The 17,742-nt window shown below is 60.7% G+C and carries 14 protein-coding genes; 8 read left to right on the forward strand and 6 right to left on the reverse strand.

Annotated elements, in window-relative coordinates; genetic code table 11:
• The first annotated feature begins 218 nt into the window (after window positions 1-218).
• The 4 genes from hrpA (at window position 219) to HU724_RS07835 (ending at window position 6,633) form a co-directional block, all read left to right on the forward strand.
• Window positions 219-4,130: an ATP-dependent RNA helicase HrpA gene (gene hrpA / locus HU724_RS07820; protein ID WP_186568385.1), complete on the forward strand. Its 3,912-nt coding sequence runs from the start codon at window positions 219-221 to the stop codon at window positions 4,128-4,130.
• 401 nt (window positions 4,131-4,531) lie between these two features.
• A complete protein-coding gene (locus tag HU724_RS07825) occupies window positions 4,532-5,653 on the forward strand; it encodes a beta-ketoacyl-ACP synthase III (RefSeq protein ID WP_056783622.1) in 1,122 nt (373 codons plus the stop codon).
• Window positions 5,654-5,788: 135 nt separating this feature from the next.
• Window positions 5,789-6,400, forward strand: a complete 612-nt coding sequence (locus HU724_RS07830; protein WP_186568386.1) for an RNA polymerase sigma factor — start codon at window positions 5,789-5,791, stop codon at window positions 6,398-6,400.
• A complete protein-coding gene (locus tag HU724_RS07835) occupies window positions 6,394-6,633 on the forward strand; it encodes an anti-sigma factor family protein (RefSeq protein WP_186568388.1) in 240 nt (79 codons plus the stop codon). Before HU724_RS07830 ends, HU724_RS07835 begins: the two co-directional genes overlap by 7 nt.
• Before the next feature lie 177 nt (window positions 6,634-6,810).
• Here HU724_RS07835 and HU724_RS07840 read toward each other — a convergent pair whose 3' ends face one another.
• Window positions 6,811-8,133 carry a putative porin gene (locus HU724_RS07840; RefSeq protein WP_073472890.1) on the reverse strand — a complete coding sequence of 441 codons (1,323 nt, stop codon included), beginning with the start codon at window positions 8,131-8,133 and terminating at the stop codon, window positions 6,811-6,813.
• Window positions 8,134-8,414: 281 nt separating this feature from the next.
• Between HU724_RS07840 and HU724_RS07845 the strand changes: the two genes are divergently transcribed.
• The gene (locus HU724_RS07845; RefSeq protein WP_186568390.1) at window positions 8,415-9,539 is read left to right on the forward strand and encodes a GNAT family N-acetyltransferase; all 1,125 of its coding nucleotides are present in this window, start codon (window positions 8,415-8,417) and stop codon (window positions 9,537-9,539) included.
• Window positions 9,540-9,656: 117 nt separating this feature from the next.
• On the opposite strand, the gene HU724_RS07850 is transcribed toward HU724_RS07845, so the two are convergent.
• The 4 genes from HU724_RS07850 to HU724_RS07865 all read right to left on the reverse strand — a co-directional run bounded on the left by HU724_RS07850 (window position 9,657) and on the right by HU724_RS07865 (window position 13,886).
• The gene (locus HU724_RS07850; protein WP_071174707.1) at window positions 9,657-11,489 is read right to left on the reverse strand and encodes an ABC transporter ATP-binding protein; all 1,833 of its coding nucleotides are present in this window, start codon (window positions 11,487-11,489) and stop codon (window positions 9,657-9,659) included.
• 88 nt (window positions 11,490-11,577) lie between these two features.
• Entirely contained in the window at window positions 11,578-12,141 is a 564-nt protein-coding gene (locus HU724_RS07855; RefSeq protein ID WP_016771201.1) for a peptidylprolyl isomerase, read from the reverse strand.
• A 3-nt stretch (window positions 12,142-12,144) separates the two neighbouring features.
• Window positions 12,145-12,948, reverse strand: a complete 804-nt coding sequence (locus tag HU724_RS07860; protein ID WP_186568392.1) for an alpha/beta fold hydrolase — start codon at window positions 12,946-12,948, stop codon at window positions 12,145-12,147.
• Window positions 12,949-12,962: 14 nt separating this feature from the next.
• Window positions 12,963-13,886 carry a PA3225 family LysR-type transcriptional regulator gene (locus HU724_RS07865; protein WP_016771199.1) on the reverse strand — a complete coding sequence of 308 codons (924 nt, stop codon included), beginning with the start codon at window positions 13,884-13,886 and terminating at the stop codon, window positions 12,963-12,965.
• A 49-nt stretch (window positions 13,887-13,935) separates the two neighbouring features.
• Between HU724_RS07865 and HU724_RS07870 the strand changes: the two genes are divergently transcribed.
• The 3 genes from HU724_RS07870 (at window position 13,936) to HU724_RS07880 (ending at window position 16,312) form a co-directional block, all read left to right on the forward strand.
• Entirely contained in the window at window positions 13,936-14,250 is a 315-nt protein-coding gene (locus HU724_RS07870) for a hypothetical protein (RefSeq protein WP_016771198.1), read from the forward strand.
• A 251-nt stretch (window positions 14,251-14,501) separates the two neighbouring features.
• On the forward strand, window positions 14,502-15,101 hold the full coding sequence (locus HU724_RS07875; protein ID WP_125917799.1) for an FMN-dependent NADH-azoreductase: 600 nt from the start codon (window positions 14,502-14,504) through the stop codon (window positions 15,099-15,101).
• A gap of 344 nt (window positions 15,102-15,445) precedes the next feature.
• On the forward strand, window positions 15,446-16,312 hold the full coding sequence (locus HU724_RS07880) for a carboxylate/amino acid/amine transporter (protein WP_186568394.1): 867 nt from the start codon (window positions 15,446-15,448) through the stop codon (window positions 16,310-16,312).
• Between the two features lie 105 nt (window positions 16,313-16,417).
• Here the strand turns inward: HU724_RS07880 and HU724_RS07885 are convergent, their stop codons facing one another.
• Window positions 16,418-17,716 carry a mechanosensitive ion channel family protein gene (locus HU724_RS07885; protein WP_186568395.1) on the reverse strand — a complete coding sequence of 433 codons (1,299 nt, stop codon included), beginning with the start codon at window positions 17,714-17,716 and terminating at the stop codon, window positions 16,418-16,420.
• Window positions 17,717-17,742: the final 26 nt, after the last annotated feature.

The following is a 17,742-nucleotide window of genomic DNA, read 5'->3' on the forward strand; positions in this document are numbered from 1 at the left end:
GGTGTCTTGGGTCAAACGCCGACCTGAAAGAGCTCGGCGATTATGGATTCGGCAAAGCTCTTTCAGGTCGATGTACCTTTGAAGCATCCCCCAATCGATCCCCTCTCCCTTTGGGAGAGGGCTAGGGTGAGGGTCGTAATCCCCCTGACACGCCACAACCCCCCCAAATCTGCGACAATCCGCCCCCTGCATAAATAGACGACCGAATTGCCTACCCGATGACCGACGAATCGCCCTCCATCGACAAACTGCTGAAAAACCTCGATCACGCCATGCTCGCCGACCGTCACCGGCTGCGGCGGCAGTTGCTTGAGCTGCGCAAGAAACCCGACGAAGCCAAACTGGCCCAGTGGGTGGCGCGGATGCAGGCGTCCTGTGATCAGGTACTGGCGCGTCGCGCGAGCCTGCCGGTGATTCGTTACGACGACAGTTTGCCGATCGCGGCCAAGCGCGACGAGATCAAAAAGGCCCTGGAGCAACATCAGGTGCTGATCATCGCCGGCGAAACCGGTTCGGGCAAAACCACCCAGTTGCCGAAGATCTGTCTGGAAATCGGGCGCGGCCAGCACGGTCTGATCGGCCATACCCAGCCGCGTCGGATCGCCGCGCGCAGTGTCGCCAGCCGTGTCGCCGAAGAGCTCGGCACGCCGCTCGGTGCGCTGGTCGGCTATCAGGTGCGCTTCGAGGATCAGAGCGATGCCAACACCCTGATCAAGCTGATGACCGACGGCATTCTGCTGGCGGAAACCCAGAACGATCGTTATCTGGAACGCTATGACACGATCATCGTCGACGAAGCACACGAACGCAGCCTCAACATCGATTTCCTCCTCGGCTACCTGAAAACCCTGCTGCCACGCCGTCCCGACCTCAAGGTCATCATCACGTCGGCGACCATCGATCTGGAGCGCTTCTCCAAGCACTTCGATGACGCGCCGATCGTCGAAGTGTCGGGTCGTACTTTCCCGGTGGAAACTTGGTACCGGCCGCTGACCCTGGAGCAGGACGAAGAGGGCAACCGGGTCGAGGACGACCTGACCGTCGATCAGGCGATTCTCGCCACTCTCGACGAAATCGCCGCCTACGAGCGCAGCGAACGACGCAGCCCCGGCGATGTGCTGGTGTTCCTGCCCGGCGAGCGCGAGATTCGCGACGCCGCCGACATGTTGCGCAAGGCCCAGCTCAAACACACCGAAATCCTGCCGCTGTACGCGCGCCTGTCGCCGGCTGAACAGCAGCGGATTTTCCAGTCGCATCCGGGCCGCCGCGTGGTGCTGGCGACCAACGTCGCCGAGACCTCGCTGACCGTGCCGGGCATTCGCTATGTGATTGACAGCGGCACCGCGCGCATCAGTCGTTACAGCTACCGCGCCAAGGTCCAGCGCTTGCCGATCGAAGCGATTTCCCAGGCCAGCGCCAATCAGCGTAAAGGTCGTTGCGGCCGGGTCGAGCCGGGTATCTGCGTGCGTTTGTACAGCGAAGAGGACTTCCTTGGGCGGCCGGAATTTACCGATCCGGAAATTCTGCGCACCAACCTCGCCGCCGTGATCCTGCAGATGCTCCATCTGCGCCTCGGCGAAATCACCGCGTTCCCGTTTATCGAGCCGCCGGACGGCAAGGCGATCAGCGACGGTTTCAACCTGCTGCAAGAGCTGTCGGCGGTGGATCGCAACAGTCAGCTGACACCGCTCGGTCGCCAGTTGGCGCGCTTGCCGGTCGACCCGCGCATGGGCCGCATGCTGCTGGAAGCGGCCAAGCTCGGCAGTCTGCAGGAAGTGCTGATCGTCGCCAGTGCGATGTCGATTCAGGACCCGCGCGAACGTCCACCGGAGCGTCAGCAAGCGGCGGATCAGGCCCATGCGCAATGGAAGGATCCGGATTCGGACTTCGCCGGGCTGGTCAATCTGTGGCGTGGTTTTGAAGAACAGCGCCAGGCGCTCACGGCCAATCCGCTGCGCAATTGGTGCCGGAAGAATTTCCTCAATTACCTGCGCCTGCGCGAGTGGCGTGATTCTCATCGTCAGTTGAGCCTGATCTGCCGCGACATGCAGTTGAGCCTGAACAAGGAGCCGGCGGATTATCCGAAGCTGCACAAAGCGGTGCTGGTCGGCTTGCTCAGCCAGATTGGCCAAAAAACCGAAGACGGCGATTACCTCGGCGCGCGGCAGCGGCGCTTCTGGATTCACCCGTCGTCGGGCATCGGCAAGAAGCGCCCGCAGTGGCTGATGACCGCCGAACTGGTGGAAACCACCAAGCTTTACGCGCGCATGGTCGCCAAGATCGATGCCGACTGGATCGAGCCGCTGGCCGGGCACCTGATCAAGAAGAATCACTTCGAGCCGCATTGGGAGAAGAAGCGCGGCCAGGTCGTAGCCTATGAGCAGATCACCCTGTTCGGCCTGATCGTCGTCGGTCGTCGCCCGGTGCATTACGGCCCGGTCGATCCGGTGGTATCTCGTGAGCTGTTTATCCGCGAAGGTCTGGTGCGCGGTGAGATTCAGTCGCGGGCCAAATGCCTGAGCGCCAATCAGAAACTGCTCGAGCAGCTCGACGAACTGGAGGCCAAGGCGCGCCGGCGCGACATTCTCGCCGACGAAGAAACCCTCTACGCCTTCTACGATGCGCGTCTGCCGGCGGAGATCCATCAGACCGCGACCTTCGACAGTTGGTACAAGGTCAACAGCCAGAAAGATCCGCAGTTGCTGATCATGCGCGAAGAAGACGTATTGGCCCGCGAGGCCAGCGAAGTCACCGCCCGTGATTACCCGGATACGTTGCACATTGGCGATCTGGAGCTGGCGCTGACTTATCATTTCGAACCCAATCACCCGCGCGACGGCGTGACCTTGCGCGTGCCGGCGCCGCTGCTGCCGATGTTGCCGCCGGAGCGTCTGGAATGGCTGGTGCCGGGCTTGATCGAGGCCAAGTGCATAGCCCTGGTGCGCAACCTGCCGAAAGCCCTGCGCAAGAACTTCGTGCCGGTGCCGGACTTCATCAAGGCCGCGTTGCAGCGCATGACTTTCGCCGAAGGTTCGCTGCCGCAAGCGCTCGGTCGCGAGCTGCTGCGCATGACCGGCGCGCGGGTCAGCGATGACGCGTGGGCGGAAGCGGCGCAGCAGGTTGAAAGCCATCTGCGCATGAACCTGGAAATCGTCGACGGCGAGGGCAAGTTTCTTGGCGAAGGCCGCGATCTGGCTGAGTTGACTGCACGTTTCGCCGAAGCCAGCCAGGCCGCGCTGGCGGTGCCGCAGAGTGCGAAAAGTCAGCAGCCGGTCGAGGCAAAAGTTTTCGCGCCGGTGGCGGAAAAGACCCAGCAGAAGATCGCCGGGTTGTCGATGACGGTGTACCCGGCGCTGGTGGAAGAGGGCGGCACGGTCAAGGAAGGGCGCTTCTCGACCCCGGCCGAAGCCGAGTTCCAGCACCGGCGCGCCTTGCAGCGTTTGCTCATGCAGCAATTGGCCGAGCCGGCGAAATTCCTCCGGGGCAAGTTGCCCGGGCAGACTGAACTGGGTCTGCTGTATCGCGAACTGGGCCGGGTCGATGCGCTGGTTGAAGACATTCTGTTGGCCAGCCTCGACAGCTGCATTCTCGAAGGCGAAGACCCGTTGCCCCGTGATGGCGCCGGATTGGCGGCACTGGCCGAGCGCAAGCGCGGCAACTGGACCGAGCACGCCGAGCGCGTCGCGCGGCTGACGCTGGAAATCCTCAAGATCTGGCACGGTCTGCAAAAACGCTTCAAGGGCAAGATCGATCTGGCGCAAGCGGTGGCACTCAACGACATCAAGCAGCAGATCGGCAATCTGGTCTATCCGGGTTTCGTCCGCGAAACGCCGATGCAGTGGCTCAAGGAGTTGCCGCGTTACCTGAAAGCGGTCGAGCAACGTTTCGAGAAACTCGGTGCGCAGGTGCAGAAGGATCGGGTCTGGAGCGGCGAACTCGCTGGCCTGTGGGCGCAATACCAGACCCGCGCGGCCAAGCATGCGCAGGAAGGCAAGCGTGATCCGCAGCTGGAGTTGTACCGCTGGTGGCTGGAGGAATACCGCGTGTCGTTGTTCGCGCAACAGTTGGGCACCAAAGTGCCGATCTCCGACAAGCGCCTGAGCAAACAGTGGAGCCAGGTCGAGCCCTGACCTGCAGCCATACACAATCCCCCTGTGGAAGCGGTCTTTGTGGCGAGGGGATTTATCCCCGTTGGGTGGCGAAGCCGCCCCAAAACCTGCGACCTCGGTTCATCAAATACCGAGCGTGGTGGGCTGGCGCCTGCTTCGCAGTCGAACGGGGATAAATTCCCTCGCCACGGAGTTGAGTTCATGTGGTGAACGGCAGTTGTGCTTGAGAACGGCGCCAAAACCTCGGGTTTATGGCAAACTTCGCCACCATAACCCGCCGTTTCGCGACCCAGAGCCTTCGGCCGTGTCGCGCTGCGGAATAAAACGATGCCAGGTTTGCGTCCCCCGGATGGGAATAGACCCTTTGCGTGTTGGTACGACGGTTCCAGCACTTTCTGCCTGAACAGATTAGAGAAACGACCATGCATAACGTCGTCATCAGCGGCACCGGCCTGTACACACCGGCCAACAGCATCTCCAACGAAGAGCTGGTGCAGTCTTTCAATACTTACGTCGCCCAGTTCAACGCCGATAACGCCGAGGCCATTGCCAGCGGTGAAGTCCAGGCCCTGACCGAATCCAGCGCCGCGTTCATCGAAAAGGCCTCGGGCATCAAGAGCCGCTTTGTCATGGACAAGGACGGCATCCTCGATCCGCAACGCATGGCCCCGCGCCTGCCCGAGCGTTCCAACGATGAATGGTCGGTGCTCTGCCAGATGGCCGTTGGCGCTGCCGAACAAGCCCTGCAACGAGCCGGCAAAACCGCCGCCGACATCGACGGCGTGATCGTCGCCTGCTCCAACCTGCAACGCGCTTACCCGGCCATCGCCATCGAAGTCCAGGAAGCGCTGGGCATTGAAGGTTTCGGTTTCGACATGAACGTGGCGTGTTCTTCCGCCACCTTCGGCATCCAGGCCGCCGCCAACAGCGTGCAACTGGGCCAGGCGCGGGCGATCCTGATGGTCAACCCGGAGGTCTGCACCGGGCACCTGAACTTCCGTGATCGCGACAGCCATTTCATCTTCGGCGATGCCGCGACTGCGGTGATCATCGAACGCGCGGATCTGGCGACCTCCGCGTACCAGTTCGACGTGGTCAGCACCAAATTGCTGACCAAGTTCTCCAACAACATCCGCAACAACTTCGGTTTCCTCAACCGTGCGGCAGAAGAGGGCATTGGTGCCCGCGACAAGCTGTTCGTCCAGGAAGGCCGCAAGGTGTTCAAGGATGTCTGCCCGATGGTCGCCGAACTGATTGGCGAGCACCTGGAAGAGAACCAGCTCAACGTTGGCGACGTGAAGCGTTTCTGGCTGCACCAGGCCAATCTGAGCATGAACCACCTGATCGTGCGCAAGCTGCTCGGCCGCGAAGCTACCGAAGAAGAAGCCCCGGTGATTCTCGACAGCTACGCCAACACCAGCTCGGCCGGTTCGGTCATTGCCTTCCACAAATATCAGGATGATCTGGCCTCGGGTTCGCTGGCGGTGCTCAGCTCCTTCGGTGCCGGTTACTCGATTGGTAGCGTGTTGCTGCGCAAGCGCTGAAACAGGTTAATTTCCCCTTAATCGCGTCGATCTTTCCTACATCCGAAGCGATTGAAACGCTGTAATTTTTCGGACGTCGCGGCAGGTCAACACCTGCCGCGTTCATTTTCGAAGTCCGGACAAGGGGATTGATGGATGGCGGCTGACGACACCCAACTGCTCACGCGCCTGCTGGCGGGGGAGCAAAACGCTTTCAAGGAACTGGTCACCACCTATCAGAGCGCCATGCGCGCGGTGGCTTACGCGATTGTCGGCCAGCGTCATGTCGAGGAAGTGGTGCAGGATGCCTGGCTGTCGGTGGTGCGCCATCTGGCCAGCTTCGAAGGCCGTTCCAGCCTCAAGACCTGGTTGCTGACCATCACCGCCAATTCGGCGAAGAATCGCTACAAGCACAATCGCCGGGAAGTCCTGCTCGATGACCTGCCATCGCCCCACGGCACCATCGGTGACGATCGATTTTCCTCGAGCGACGGTCATTGGCTGGTCGCGCCGTTTGCCTGGCATCAGGACACCCCAGAGGCGCTGCTCACCGAAAACGAACTGCGCGAATGCCTCGAACACACGTTGCTGAGTCTGTCCGAGTTGCAGAGCAGTGTCCTGCTGTTGCGCGAACGCCAGGGTCTGGAGCTGGAAGAGATCTGTAATCTTCTGGAGATCTCGCTCTCCAATGTCCGCGTGCTGCTGCACCGGGCGCGCTTGAAGGTCTTCGCGACCGTGGAACATTTTGAGGAGACAGGAGAATGTTGACCTGCAAGGAGCAAGTGGCACGATCCAGCGATTATCTCGATGGCCAACTGAGCTTTCGCGAGACGCTGATGGTGCGTCATCACCTGTTGTTCTGCCCCAACTGCCGGCGCTTCATGCGGCAGATGCGTGTGATGCAGGCAACCCTGAAGGCGCTGCCGGAAAAACCGGAAGAGAACGTCGATGCTTTGGCTGAACGTCTGGCCGAGCAACGACGAAAAGACAACCCCCTGTAGGAGCTGTCGAGTGAAACGAGGCTGCGATCTTTTGATCTTGTTTTCAGGATCAAGATCAAAAGATCGCAGCCTTCGGCAGCTCCTACAGGGGGTTTTTGCATCCTGCAGAAATAACCCGGTGCGGGTGAAACGAACGGATGATGGGGATCGTCCCGCCCGCACCGGGCTATTACTTTCTTAGAACTTCGCTTCAGCATCCAGCTGCAGGGTGTTGGCATCTGCATCGCGCTGGCTGCGACTGGCGAAGTCGGCCTTGGTCAGGAAGTACGTGGCGCCGACGGCGAAGTTCTTGTCGATGTCGTAACCGACCTTGAACTTGTGCCCGCGCGAACCGGTGGTGCCGTTGGCAAAGTCGGAGTCGGTGAAGGCGCCGACCACGGCGTTGCGCTGCACGTCGCGATAGTTGTAGTCGAGGTTGAAGCCGAAGACTTTCGACTTGGCGCCGAGCAACCATGCGGTGTCCTGATCGGTCACGGCATCGTTGTTCTTCACGTACTGGCCGTAGAACGACAGCGGCATTGGCAGGCCGCCGATGTCGATCTGGCTGAACCCTTCATACAGACGGAATTCGTTGTTCGCCGAGTTGCCGTTGACTGCCAGCGCGCACGGCGTCGAGGTGCCGGTGCAGCGGCTGTCATCGTCATTCTGGTAAGCGTAAACGCTGCCGCCGACGGTCATCTTCAGGTTGTCAGTGATGTTGAAGCGGCTGCCCAACTGGCCAGCGGTCAGGCGCAGGTCGTGGCGGAATTGCACGCCGTCGCCGTCAACGTTGTCCTTGAGGTTGTAGTTACCCAGGCTGCCGAACAGTTCGGCGCTGCCGCCCAGTGGGTATTTGTAGGTAACGGCCAGACCTTCCGGGTTGATGTCGCTGTCCCAGATCACGTCGCCCATGCTTACCCATGGTTGCAGCATCTTGCCGCCGATCACGTGCAGGTTCTTGATCTGATCCGGGTGATAGTCGATGTAGCCGAGGTCGAGCCAGATCTGCTTCTTGTCGAAGTAGTTGTCCTGATCCTGGTTGGTCGAGCGCGCGTCGTCACCGCCGCCGGTGGCGATACGGATGCCGGTGTCGACTTGCGGGTTGATCTCGGTATAGGCGCCCAGACGCGCACGGATGCGCTGGCGGTCCTTGTCGCGGCCGCCGTTGTTCGGCTCGCCGTCGATCTTGATGGTTTCCTGGCGGATACGTACGTCGCCCTTGAACTGGGTCTTCGCCGCCCACGCCAGTTTCTGGTCAAACAGGCTCTGTTCGTTGGTCTTCTTCGCGACCGCCGCCACTTGTTCGTTGGTTTCCTGCTGCGCCTGTTGGGCGATTTGCTGAGCCTTCTGATCCTTGGCCAGTTCTGTTTGCAGCTCGATGTACTGCGCCTGGGAAATCGACCCGTTGGCCTTGAGCATGTCGAGCAGTTTGGCGTCGACTGCAGCACTGGCCGGAACGCTCATGGCCAGCAACAAGCCGCCGCACAGGGCCGCTGCAGTTTTCGTGGAAGCAAGACGCATAGCAATCTCCGAAGATGAAGGGGATGGCTGAACCATCCTGGGCACAACCGGCCTGAAGGCCGGAAAACTGTGTCCGGGTTAGAACCCGGCGCTCTAAAAACAGGCGCCAGTATCGCGATGGTTTATGACAGGGCGGTGGCACAGTGATGGCAGGTTGATGACGATGCGGATCAGCCGTGAACTATCGAGTTAGAGCGCTGTCGGCCGATTGAGCGTGTGCAACCGGGTCGCGATCAGCGATACTCGCCGGGCTTTGTCGCCAAGCTGTGGAGTGCCAGTGAATGCCGTTGCAACGCCTGCAAGACCTGTCAGAAATCGCCCCGGCAAGCTGGGATGCGCTGGTGCCGGACAACCAGCCGTTCCTGCGCCACGCATTCCTCAGTGCGCTGGAAGACAGCGGCAGTGTCGGCCCGCACTCGGGCTGGCAGCCCGAACATTTACTGCACATCGAAGATGATCGACTGATCGCCGCACTGCCCAGTTATCGCAAGTGGCATTCGTACGGCGAGTACGTCTTCGATCACGGCTGGGCCGACGCCTGCGCCCGCGCCGGCATCGATTACTACCCCAAACTCCTGACCGCCGTGCCGTTCAGTCCGGTCAGCGGCCCGCGCTTGCTGGCGGCAACAGTGGAGGACGGTTTCGAACTGCTGAAAAGCCTGCCGGGCTATTTGCAGATCGAAGAACTGTCCAGCGCGCATATCAACTTCACCGATCCGTTTACCGATGCGGCGATGGCCGAGCAACCGGGCTGGCTGCAGCGCATCGGCTGTCAATATCACTGGCAGAACCGTGAATACCGCGACTTTCAGGACTTCCTCGACGCCCTCAGCTCACGCAAGCGCAAGCAGATGCGCAAGGAGCGCGAGCAGGTGGCGGGGCAGGGCTTCGAGTTTGAATGGCTGGAGGGGCGTGAGCTGGACGAGGCACAGTGGGATTTTGTTTACGCCTGCTATGCCAACACCTACGCGGTGCGGCGTCAGGCGCCGTACCTGACGCGCGAGTTCTTCAGCCTGCTGGCCGAACGCATGCCCGAAGCGATTCGCGTGGTCCTGGCCAAACAGGGCTCACGGCCCGTGGCGATGGCGTTCAGTCTGGTTGGTGGCGACAGTTTCTACGGGCGGTATTGGGGTTGCCTGGCCGAGTTTGATCGGCTGCATTTCGAGACGTGTTTTTATCAGGGCATGGATTACGCGATTGCCCAAGGCATCCAGCGTTTCGATGCCGGGGCACAGGGCGAGCATAAGTTGATTCGCGGCTTTGAACCGGTGATCACCCATTCCTGGCACTACCTGCGCCATCCAGGTTTGAAAGCGGCGGTGAGGGATTTCCTCAAGCAGGAGCGCGCCGGGGTTCTGGCCTATGCCGAAGAGGCCCGGACAGCGTTGCCTTATCGCCAGACCTGACCATGATCGTTCCCACGCTCTGCGTGGGAATGCAGGCCGTGACGCTCCGCGTCACTGGACGCGGAGCGTCCCTTGAGGCATTCCCACGCGGAGCGTGGGAACGATCATATCGCGCGATCAGTCGATGCCGACAAAGCCTCCGGTCTGGTGCGCCCACAACCGTGCATACAAACCACGATGGGCGAGCAGTTCGGCGTGGGTGCCGCTCTCGGCGATCTTGCCGTTTTCCAGCACCACCAGACGGTCCATGCGCGCGATGGTCGAGAGACGGTGGGCGATGGCGATCACGGTTTTGCCCTGCATCAAGGTCTCGAGGCTTTCCTGAATCGCCGCTTCGACTTCCGAATCCAGTGCCGAGGTGGCTTCGTCCATGATCAGGATCGGCGCGTCCTTGAGCAGCACCCGCGCAATCGCGATGCGCTGGCGCTGACCGCCCGAGAGTTTCACCCCGCGCTCGCCGACATGCGCGTCGAAACCGCTGCGGCCTTCAGCGTCGGACAGCAGTGGAATGAACTCATCGGCGCGAGCCTTGTGCACCGCCTCCCACAGTTCGGCGTCGGTGGCGTCGGGTTTGCCGTAGAGCAAGTTGTCGCGGATCGAGCGGTGCAACAGGGAGGTGTCCTGAGTGATCATGCCGATCCGCGCGCGCAGGCTTTCCTGGCCGACTTCGGCGATGTTCTGCCCGTCGATCAGGATGCGCCCGCCCTCGACGTCGTACAGGCGCAGCAACAGGTTGACCAAGGTTGATTTGCCGGCGCCGGATGGGCCGATCAAGCCGATTTTCTCCCCCGGTTTTATCGTCAGATTGAGGTCGCCGATGATGCCTCTCTTCTTGCCGTAGTGAAAATCCACGTGCTCGAAACGCACTTCGCCCGAGGCCACGGCCAGCGGTTTGGCCTGCTCGCGGTCGGTGACGCTGACCGGTTGCGAGATGGTGCGCAGACCGTCCTGGACCATGCCGATGTTTTCGAAAATGCCGGTGACTACCCACATGATCCAGCCGGACATGTTGACGATACGAATCACCAGGCCGGTGGCCAGGGCAATCGCGCCGACGGTGATAAGCGACTGCGTCCACAGCCACAATGCCAGCGCCGTGGTGCCGACGATCAGCAGGCCGTTCATGGTAGTAATCGCCACGTCCATGCTGGTCACCACGCGACCGGCCATTTGTGCTTTGACGGTCTGTTCTTCGATGGCTTCCTTGGCGTAGTGCTGTTCGAAGTTGGTGTGGGCGAACAGTTTCAGCGTGGCGATGTTGGTGTAGCCATCGACGATGCGCCCCATCAGTTTCGAGCGCGCGTCAGAGGCTTCCACGGAGCGCTCCTTCACCCGTGGCACGAAGTAATACAGCGCGCCGATGTAAGCGACGATCCAGGTCAGCAAAGGGATCATCAGGCGCCAGTCGGCCTCGGCGAACAGCACCAGCGAGCTGATCGCATAGATCACCACGTGCCACAGCGCGTCGACCGCTTGCACGGCAGAATCGCGCAGCGAGTTGCCGGTCTGCATGATGCGCTGGGCGATGCGCCCGGCGAAGTCGTTCTGGAAGAAATTCAGGCTCTGCTTGAGCACGTAACTGTGGTTCTGCCAGCGGATCATGCTGGTCATGCCGGGGCTCAGGGTCTGATGCACCAGCAGGTCGTGCAGGGCAAAGAAGATCGGTCGCAGCACCAGAGCGACCACCAGCATCCAGGTCAATTCGAGGGCGTGGTCGCTGAAGAAATTCGGGTTGGGCGTGCCTTGCGCCAGATCGATGATGCGGCTCAGGTAGCTGAACAACGCTACTTCGATCAACGAGGCAAACAGGCCGATGACGAGCAGGGCAGCGAAACTTGGCCAGACCTGCTTCAGGTAATAGACGTAGAAGGGCCAGACGCGGTCCGGCGGGGACGCCGTCGGGGCGTCGCGGAAGATATCGATCAGTTGTTCGAAACGGCGATAGAGCATCAGATAACCGCCCGGAATCCGGGCTCTCCTTTTATCAGTGCGAGCGGCGCAGGCTCAGCCCCACGCCGCTCGATATGCCCGGCGAAACTCAGTCGATGCGCTTGGCTGACTTGATGATCACAGGGTCGACAGGCACGTTCTGCATGCCTTGTTTGGTGGTGGTCTGCGAGTTGACGATGATGTCCACGACATCCATCCCCTTGACCACTTTGGCAAACACCGCGTAACCGGCGTCGCGACCCGGGTCGAGGAATGCGTTGTCGGCAACGTTGATGAAGAACTGGCTGGTCGCCGAATCAGGGTTGGAAGTACGCGCCATCGACAGGGTGCCACGAACGTTGTGCAGGCCATTGCTGGCCTCGTTCTTGATCGGCGCCTTGGTTTCTTTCTGTTGCATCTGCTGGGTGAAGCCGCCGCCCTGAGCCATGAAGCCCGGGATCACGCGGTGGAAAATGGTGTTGTTGTAGAAACCGCTGTCGACGTATTCAAGGAAGTTCTTCGTGCTGATCGGTGCCTTGACCGGGTCCAGTTCGATTTCGATCTGGCCGTTGGTGGTGTCCAGCAGCACGTGGGGCGCCTTGGCCGGGGTAGCAGCCATCAGGTTGGCGGCAAACAGTACGGAGCCGGCGGCGAGGGCGAGTTTTTTCAGCATGGGTCAGTGATCCTGAGAGTGAAGGTCGGCTGTGGCGAGAAAATCCAGCAGCGTGTGATTGAAGCGTTCGGGTTGATCGAGCGGGGTGGCATGGCGCGAGTCGTCAATGACCACCAGCCGCGCATCCGGCAGCAGTTTTACATAGGTTTCCTTTAACGCCACCGGCGTGTAATCACGGTCGGCGCTGATGACGAGCGTTGGACAGGACACCCGGGAAAGTCGTTCCTGAACGCCCCAGCCCACGATCGCATCGAAGCTGGCGAGATAAGCACGTTTGTCGTTTTTTGCCCAGCGTTCGGCCATTTTCCGTCGCAGATCGGCCTGTTCCGGCTTGGGGAAAAGTTTGCTGCCGAGGGCTTTGCCGATGGTTTCCAGGCTGAGCAGGCGCATCAGGCTCCAGCGTTTGAACCACTGCCAATAATCATCGCGGCTGCGCAATTTGACTTGTGGCGCGCTGTTGACGATGGTCAGGCTCTTGAGTGCTTGCGGCTGATCGACGGCCAGCTGAAAGCCGATCATTGCGCCCATCGACAGCCCGACGTAGTGCACCGGGCCGAGGCGCAGGTGTTCGATCAAGACCAGCAGGTCGGCGCTGAACCCGGCGATGCTGTAGCGCTCGCGGGGTTTGTCCGAGCGCCCGTGGCCGCGAATGTCCGGGACGATTACCCGGTAGTGCGCGGCCAGCGCGGGGATCTGCATTTCCCAGTCCAGTGTGCTCGAGCCGAGCCCGTGAACCAGCAGCAACGGCGCACCGTGGCCATATTCCTCGTAGTGCAGGTTGCAACCTTCGTGCTCGAAATACGCCATCGGTGAACTCCGTGTCAGGCTTGTTCGGGGGCGGCGAACGGTGCGTCCAGCGGCAAGGTGTCGAAGGTGCGCAGCAGTTCGATGAGGATTTGCGTGGCCGGGCCCAAGGGTTTGTCCTTGTTCGAATACAGATAGAAACTCGAATTGCGGCTGCCGCCTCGATCCAACGGTAGCAGCTTGAGCGAACCATCCTTGAGTTCGCGGTCGATCATGTGCCGCGGTAGCCAGGCAAAGCCCAGGCCGCTGCTGACAAAGGTCGCGGCGGTGGCGAGGCTGCCGACGGTCCAGCGCTGTTCGGCGCCGAGCCAGCCGACATCGCGCGGCTGCTGGCGGCCGGAGTCACGGATCACCACTTGCATCTGGGTTTCCAGATCCTGAAAGCTCAGTTCGCGGTTGAGCCGATGCAGTGGGTGGTCAGGGTGGGCGACGGCAACGAATTCGACATCACTCAATTCCGCACCGAGGTAACCGGGAATGCTCAGGCCGGTGATGGCCAGATCCGCCACGCCTTCGAGCAGCACTTCCTCGACCCCCGACAACACTTCCTCGCGCAGACGCACGCGGCAGCCGCGACTCTGCGGCATGAACGCGGTCAGGGCGCGAACGATCCGCGCGCTCGGGTAGGCCGCATCGACCACCAGCCGCACTTCCGCTTCCCAGCCTTGCTCCATGTGATGGGCGAGGTCTTCGAGTTGGCTGGCCTGTTTGACCAATTGCCGCGAACGGCGCAGCAATACGCCGCCGGCCTCGGTGAGCACGGCTTTGCGCCCGTCGATGCGCAGCAATGGCACGCCAAGCTGATCCTGCATGCGGGCGACGGTGTAGCTCACCGACGATTGCGAGCGGTGCAGGGCCTCGGCGGCCTGGGCGAATCCGCCGTGGTCGACCACGGCCTGCAACGTTCGCCATTGATCAAGGGTCACGCGGGGCGCTTTCATCAATAGCTCCTCTTGTCCTAAGCTGGCCGTCCCTCATGGAGACTGCCGAATGAAAAAATTCTGTTGTGTGGTGCTGGCGCTACTGCCGTTGACCGCGTTTGCCTATCCGATCGATGTGCAAAAGGATCTCAACGGCATGAAGATCGACTACGAGACGTACGACACGGACAACGACATCGGCTCGATCCGCGTGGCCAATTACGGTGATGTCGACGCGACCTGCCGTGCGGTGTTCAGCAACGGCCCGGAAGCACCGCGCACCCGCAGCATCGATGTCCCGGCCGGCAAGCATAAAAACGCCACGGCCAAGTTCACCCGCGAGATCATCAAGCTGCGCATCAAACTGACCTGCACCCCGAAATAAGCTCGGTACTCTGAACACCTTGGGTTCCATTGTGGGAGCGAGCCTGCTCGCGAAGACGGAGTGTCATCCAGAGATGATGTGACTGACATTCCGCTTTCGAGAGCAGACTCGCTCCCACAGGGGATATGGGTTTAGCTTATAAACGAATTTATCGATGGATTACAGCGGATATTTGCGCTTTTTCATCGATTCGACTCTGTTTAACCTTCACTCCATCGACTTACAACATATTCGGATGGAGGCTACACACCATGTCCCGCGTTCTGATCATCGAAAGCAGTGCCCGCCAGCAAGACTCGGTTTCCCGTCAACTGACCCAGACCTTCATCGCTCAGTGGAAAGCCGCGCACCCTGCCGATCAGATCACCGTGCGTGACCTCGCCGCGAACCCGGTGCCGCATCTGGACGCCAACTTGCTGGGTGGCTGGATGAAGCCCGCCGAACAGCGCAACGACAGCGAACAGGCGTCCCTGGACCGCTCCAACCAATTGACTGATGAGCTGCTCGCCGCCGACGTGCTGGTGCTGGCGGCACCGATGTACAACTTTGCCATCCCGAGCACGCTCAAGGCCTGGCTTGACCATGTGCTGCGCGCCGGGGTGACCTTCAAGTACACCGAAACCGGTCCGCAAGGTCTGCTCAACGGCAAGCGCGCCTTTGTCCTGACTGCTCGCGGTGGTGTGTATGCCGGTGGCCCGGCGGATCATCAGGAACCGTACCTGCGTCAGGTGATGGGTTTCATCGGCATCAACGACGTGACCTTTATCCATGCTGAGGGCATGAACCTGGGCGGTGACTTCCAGGAGAAGGGCCTGAATCAGGCCAACGCCAAACTGTCTCAGGTCGCTTGATCGGTTAATCGCCAGATAATCGCCGATTGTTTAAGTGACCTGGCGCAACCCCTTCAAGGTTCCACGCGCATCGAACCTCCCTTTGCACTTTTGCTCCTGAGTGCTGTAGCCCGATTGAACGCTTTAGCGAGATCGGGCTTTTTTTTGTCTGCGATTTGACGAACAACACATGACTCCTTGTGGGAGCGAGCCTGCTCGCGAAAGCGGTGTCTCAGAAAAGTATCTGCCGTCTGACACGCTGCCTTCGCGAGCAGGCTCGCTCCCACCGGTTATTTGTGTTTCCGGCTATTCGCAGTGAGCGGCAAAACCCGCTATCGTCGCCGCCATTCGATTTCGAGGCGAGCATGGGCTATCTACTTTTTGTGACGCTGATCCAGGCGTTTTCCTTCAGTCTGATCGGCGAATACCTGGCCGGGCATGTCGACAGTTACTTCGCGGTGCTGGTGCGTGTGGTGCTGGCCGGGCTGGTGTTTATTCCGCTGACGCGCTGGCGTTCGGTGGAGCCGGCGTTCATGCGTGGCATGTTGCTGATCGGCGCGTTGCAGTTCGGTGTGACTTACGTCTGCCTGTACCTGAGCTTCCGCGTGCTGACGGTGCCGGAGGTTTTGCTGTTCACCATTCTTACGCCGCTGCATGTGACGTTGATCGAAGACGCGCTGAACCGTCGCTTTAATCCGTGGGCATTGATTGCTGCGCTGGTGGCAGTAGGCGGTGCGGCGGTGATTCGCTTCGACAGCATCAGTCCCGACTTTTTCATGGGCTTTCTGCTGCTGCAACTGGCCAACTTCACCTACGCCGCCGGGCAAGTGATGTACAAGCATCTGGTGGCCAAGCATCCGAGCGATCTGCCGCATTACCGCCGCTTCGGTTATTTCTACCTCGGTGCATTGGCGGTTGTGCTGCCAGCGTTCCTGTTATTCGGCAAGTCGAACTTCCTGCCGGAAGCGCCGCTGCAATGGGCGGTGTTGCTGTTTCTCGGACTGGTGTCGACGGCGCTGGGTCTGTACTGGTGGAACAAGGGCGCGTGCATGGTCAACGGCGGTACCCTGGCGGTGATGAACAACCTGCATGTGCCGGTGGGGCTGCTGTTGAATCTGCTGATCTGGAATCAGCATGAGGAACTGGGGAGATTGTTCCTTGGCGGGGGTGTGATTCTGGCAGCGGTGTGGATCAGCCGGTTGGGTATCCGCAAATCCGCGGTCGCCGCATAACCCTTGTGGGAGCGAGCCTGCTCGCGAAGGCGCTGGCTCAGATAAGTATGGGGCGACTGACACATTGCATTCGCGAGCAGGCTCGCTCCCACATTGGATCTTGGGTTACATCAGGTGTTTTTCCGGCTCCGCGATACTCGCCGAGCCCAACACCGCCGGCAGCAACCCGGCGCGCAAATCTCCGCCACTCGGCTGCTGATACAGGCTCAGCCCGAACTCCGGCAGCACCGCCAGCAGGTAATCGAAAATATCGCCCTGAATCCGCTCGTAATCGGCCCACACCGTGGTGCGGGTGAAGCAGTAGATTTCCAGCGGAATGCCCTGCGCGGTGGTCTGCATCTGCCGGACCATGCAGGTCATGTTCGGCTGAATCTCCGGGTGACTCTTCAAATACGCCAGTGCGTACGCGCGAAAGGTGCCGATGTTGGTCATGCGGCGGCGGTTGGCCGACATTGCCGCGACATTGCCCTGGGCCTCATTCCAGGCCTTGAGCTCGGCTTTCTTGCGGCCCATGTAGTCGGTCAGCAGGTGCACCTGGGAAAGCTTTTCTTCCTCGTCGTCGCGGATGAAGCGCACGCCGCTGGCATCGATGAACAGGCTGCGTTTGATCCGCCGACCGCCGGACTGCTGCATGCCGCGCCAGTTCTTGAACGACTCGGACATCAGCCGCCAGGTCGGGATCGAGACGATCGTCTTGTCGAAGTTCTGCACCTTGACCGTGTGCAGCGTGATGTCGACCACGTCGCCATCGGCGCCGACTTGCGGCATCTCGATCCAGTCGCCGACGCGCAACATGTCGTTGCTGGTCAGTTGCACGCTGGCGACGAACGACAGCAGGGTGTCCTTGTAGACCAACAGAATCACCGCCGACATCGCACCCAGACCCGACAGCAGCAACAGCGGCGAGCGGTCGATCAGGGTGGCGACGATGATGATCGCGCCGAACACGTACAAAACCATTTTCGCCAGCTGCACGTAGCCTTTGATCGAGCGGGTGCGGGCGTGCTCGGTGCGGGCGTAAATGTCGAGCAAGGCGTTGAGCAGGGCACTGACCGCCAGCAGCAGGAACAGGATGGTGAAGGCCAGCGCGACGTTGCCGAGAAAATTCATCGCGGTTTTGCTCAGCTCCGGCACCAGGTGCAGGCCGAACTGGATCACCAGCGATGGCGTCATCTGCGCCAGACGCTGAAACACCTTGTTGTGCCGGAAATCATTGATCCAGTGCAGCGCCGGTTGGCGGCCGAGCATGCGGCTGGCGTGCAGGATCAGGTAACGCGCCACCCGTCCGAGCACCAGCGCAATGACCAGCAGCACCAGCAGCGCCAGTCCCGATTGCAGAAGTGGGTGCTCTTCGAGCGTGCCCCAGAGGTCCTGGGCTTTGAGCCAGAGCTGTTTGATATCCATGAGCGAAACGTTTCTTCTGTAAGACG

Origin of the sequence: Pseudomonas iranensis, from assembly GCF_014268585.2 — a bacterium.
Lineage (GTDB): Bacteria > Pseudomonadota > Gammaproteobacteria > Pseudomonadales > Pseudomonadaceae > Aquipseudomonas > Aquipseudomonas iranensis.

Coding starts and splice junctions, on each gene's coding strand:
- HU724_RS07850 (WP_071174707.1), bottom strand. CDS start 11,489: ATGCTCTATCGCCGTTTCGAACAACTGATCGATATCTTCCGCGACGCC.
- HU724_RS07860 (WP_186568392.1), bottom strand. CDS start 12,948: ATGGCGTATTTCGAGCACGAAGGTTGCAACCTGCACTACGAGGAATAT.
- HU724_RS07835 (WP_186568388.1), top strand. CDS start 6,394: ATGTTGACCTGCAAGGAGCAAGTGGCACGATCCAGCGATTATCTCGAT.
- HU724_RS07825 (WP_056783622.1), top strand. CDS start 4,532: ATGCATAACGTCGTCATCAGCGGCACCGGCCTGTACACACCGGCCAAC.
- HU724_RS07830 (WP_186568386.1), top strand. CDS start 5,789: ATGGCGGCTGACGACACCCAACTGCTCACGCGCCTGCTGGCGGGGGAG.
- HU724_RS07880 (WP_186568394.1), top strand. CDS start 15,446: ATGGGCTATCTACTTTTTGTGACGCTGATCCAGGCGTTTTCCTTCAGT.
- HU724_RS07840 (WP_073472890.1), bottom strand. CDS start 8,133: ATGCGTCTTGCTTCCACGAAAACTGCAGCGGCCCTGTGCGGCGGCTTG.
- HU724_RS07885 (WP_186568395.1), bottom strand. CDS start 17,716: ATGGATATCAAACAGCTCTGGCTCAAAGCCCAGGACCTCTGGGGCACG.
- hrpA (WP_186568385.1), top strand. CDS start 219: ATGACCGACGAATCGCCCTCCATCGACAAACTGCTGAAAAACCTCGAT.
- HU724_RS07870 (WP_016771198.1), top strand. CDS start 13,936: ATGAAAAAATTCTGTTGTGTGGTGCTGGCGCTACTGCCGTTGACCGCG.
- HU724_RS07855 (WP_016771201.1), bottom strand. CDS start 12,141: ATGCTGAAAAAACTCGCCCTCGCCGCCGGCTCCGTACTGTTTGCCGCC.
- HU724_RS07875 (WP_125917799.1), top strand. CDS start 14,502: ATGTCCCGCGTTCTGATCATCGAAAGCAGTGCCCGCCAGCAAGACTCG.
- HU724_RS07865 (WP_016771199.1), bottom strand. CDS start 13,886: ATGAAAGCGCCCCGCGTGACCCTTGATCAATGGCGAACGTTGCAGGCC.
- HU724_RS07845 (WP_186568390.1), top strand. CDS start 8,415: ATGCCGTTGCAACGCCTGCAAGACCTGTCAGAAATCGCCCCGGCAAGC.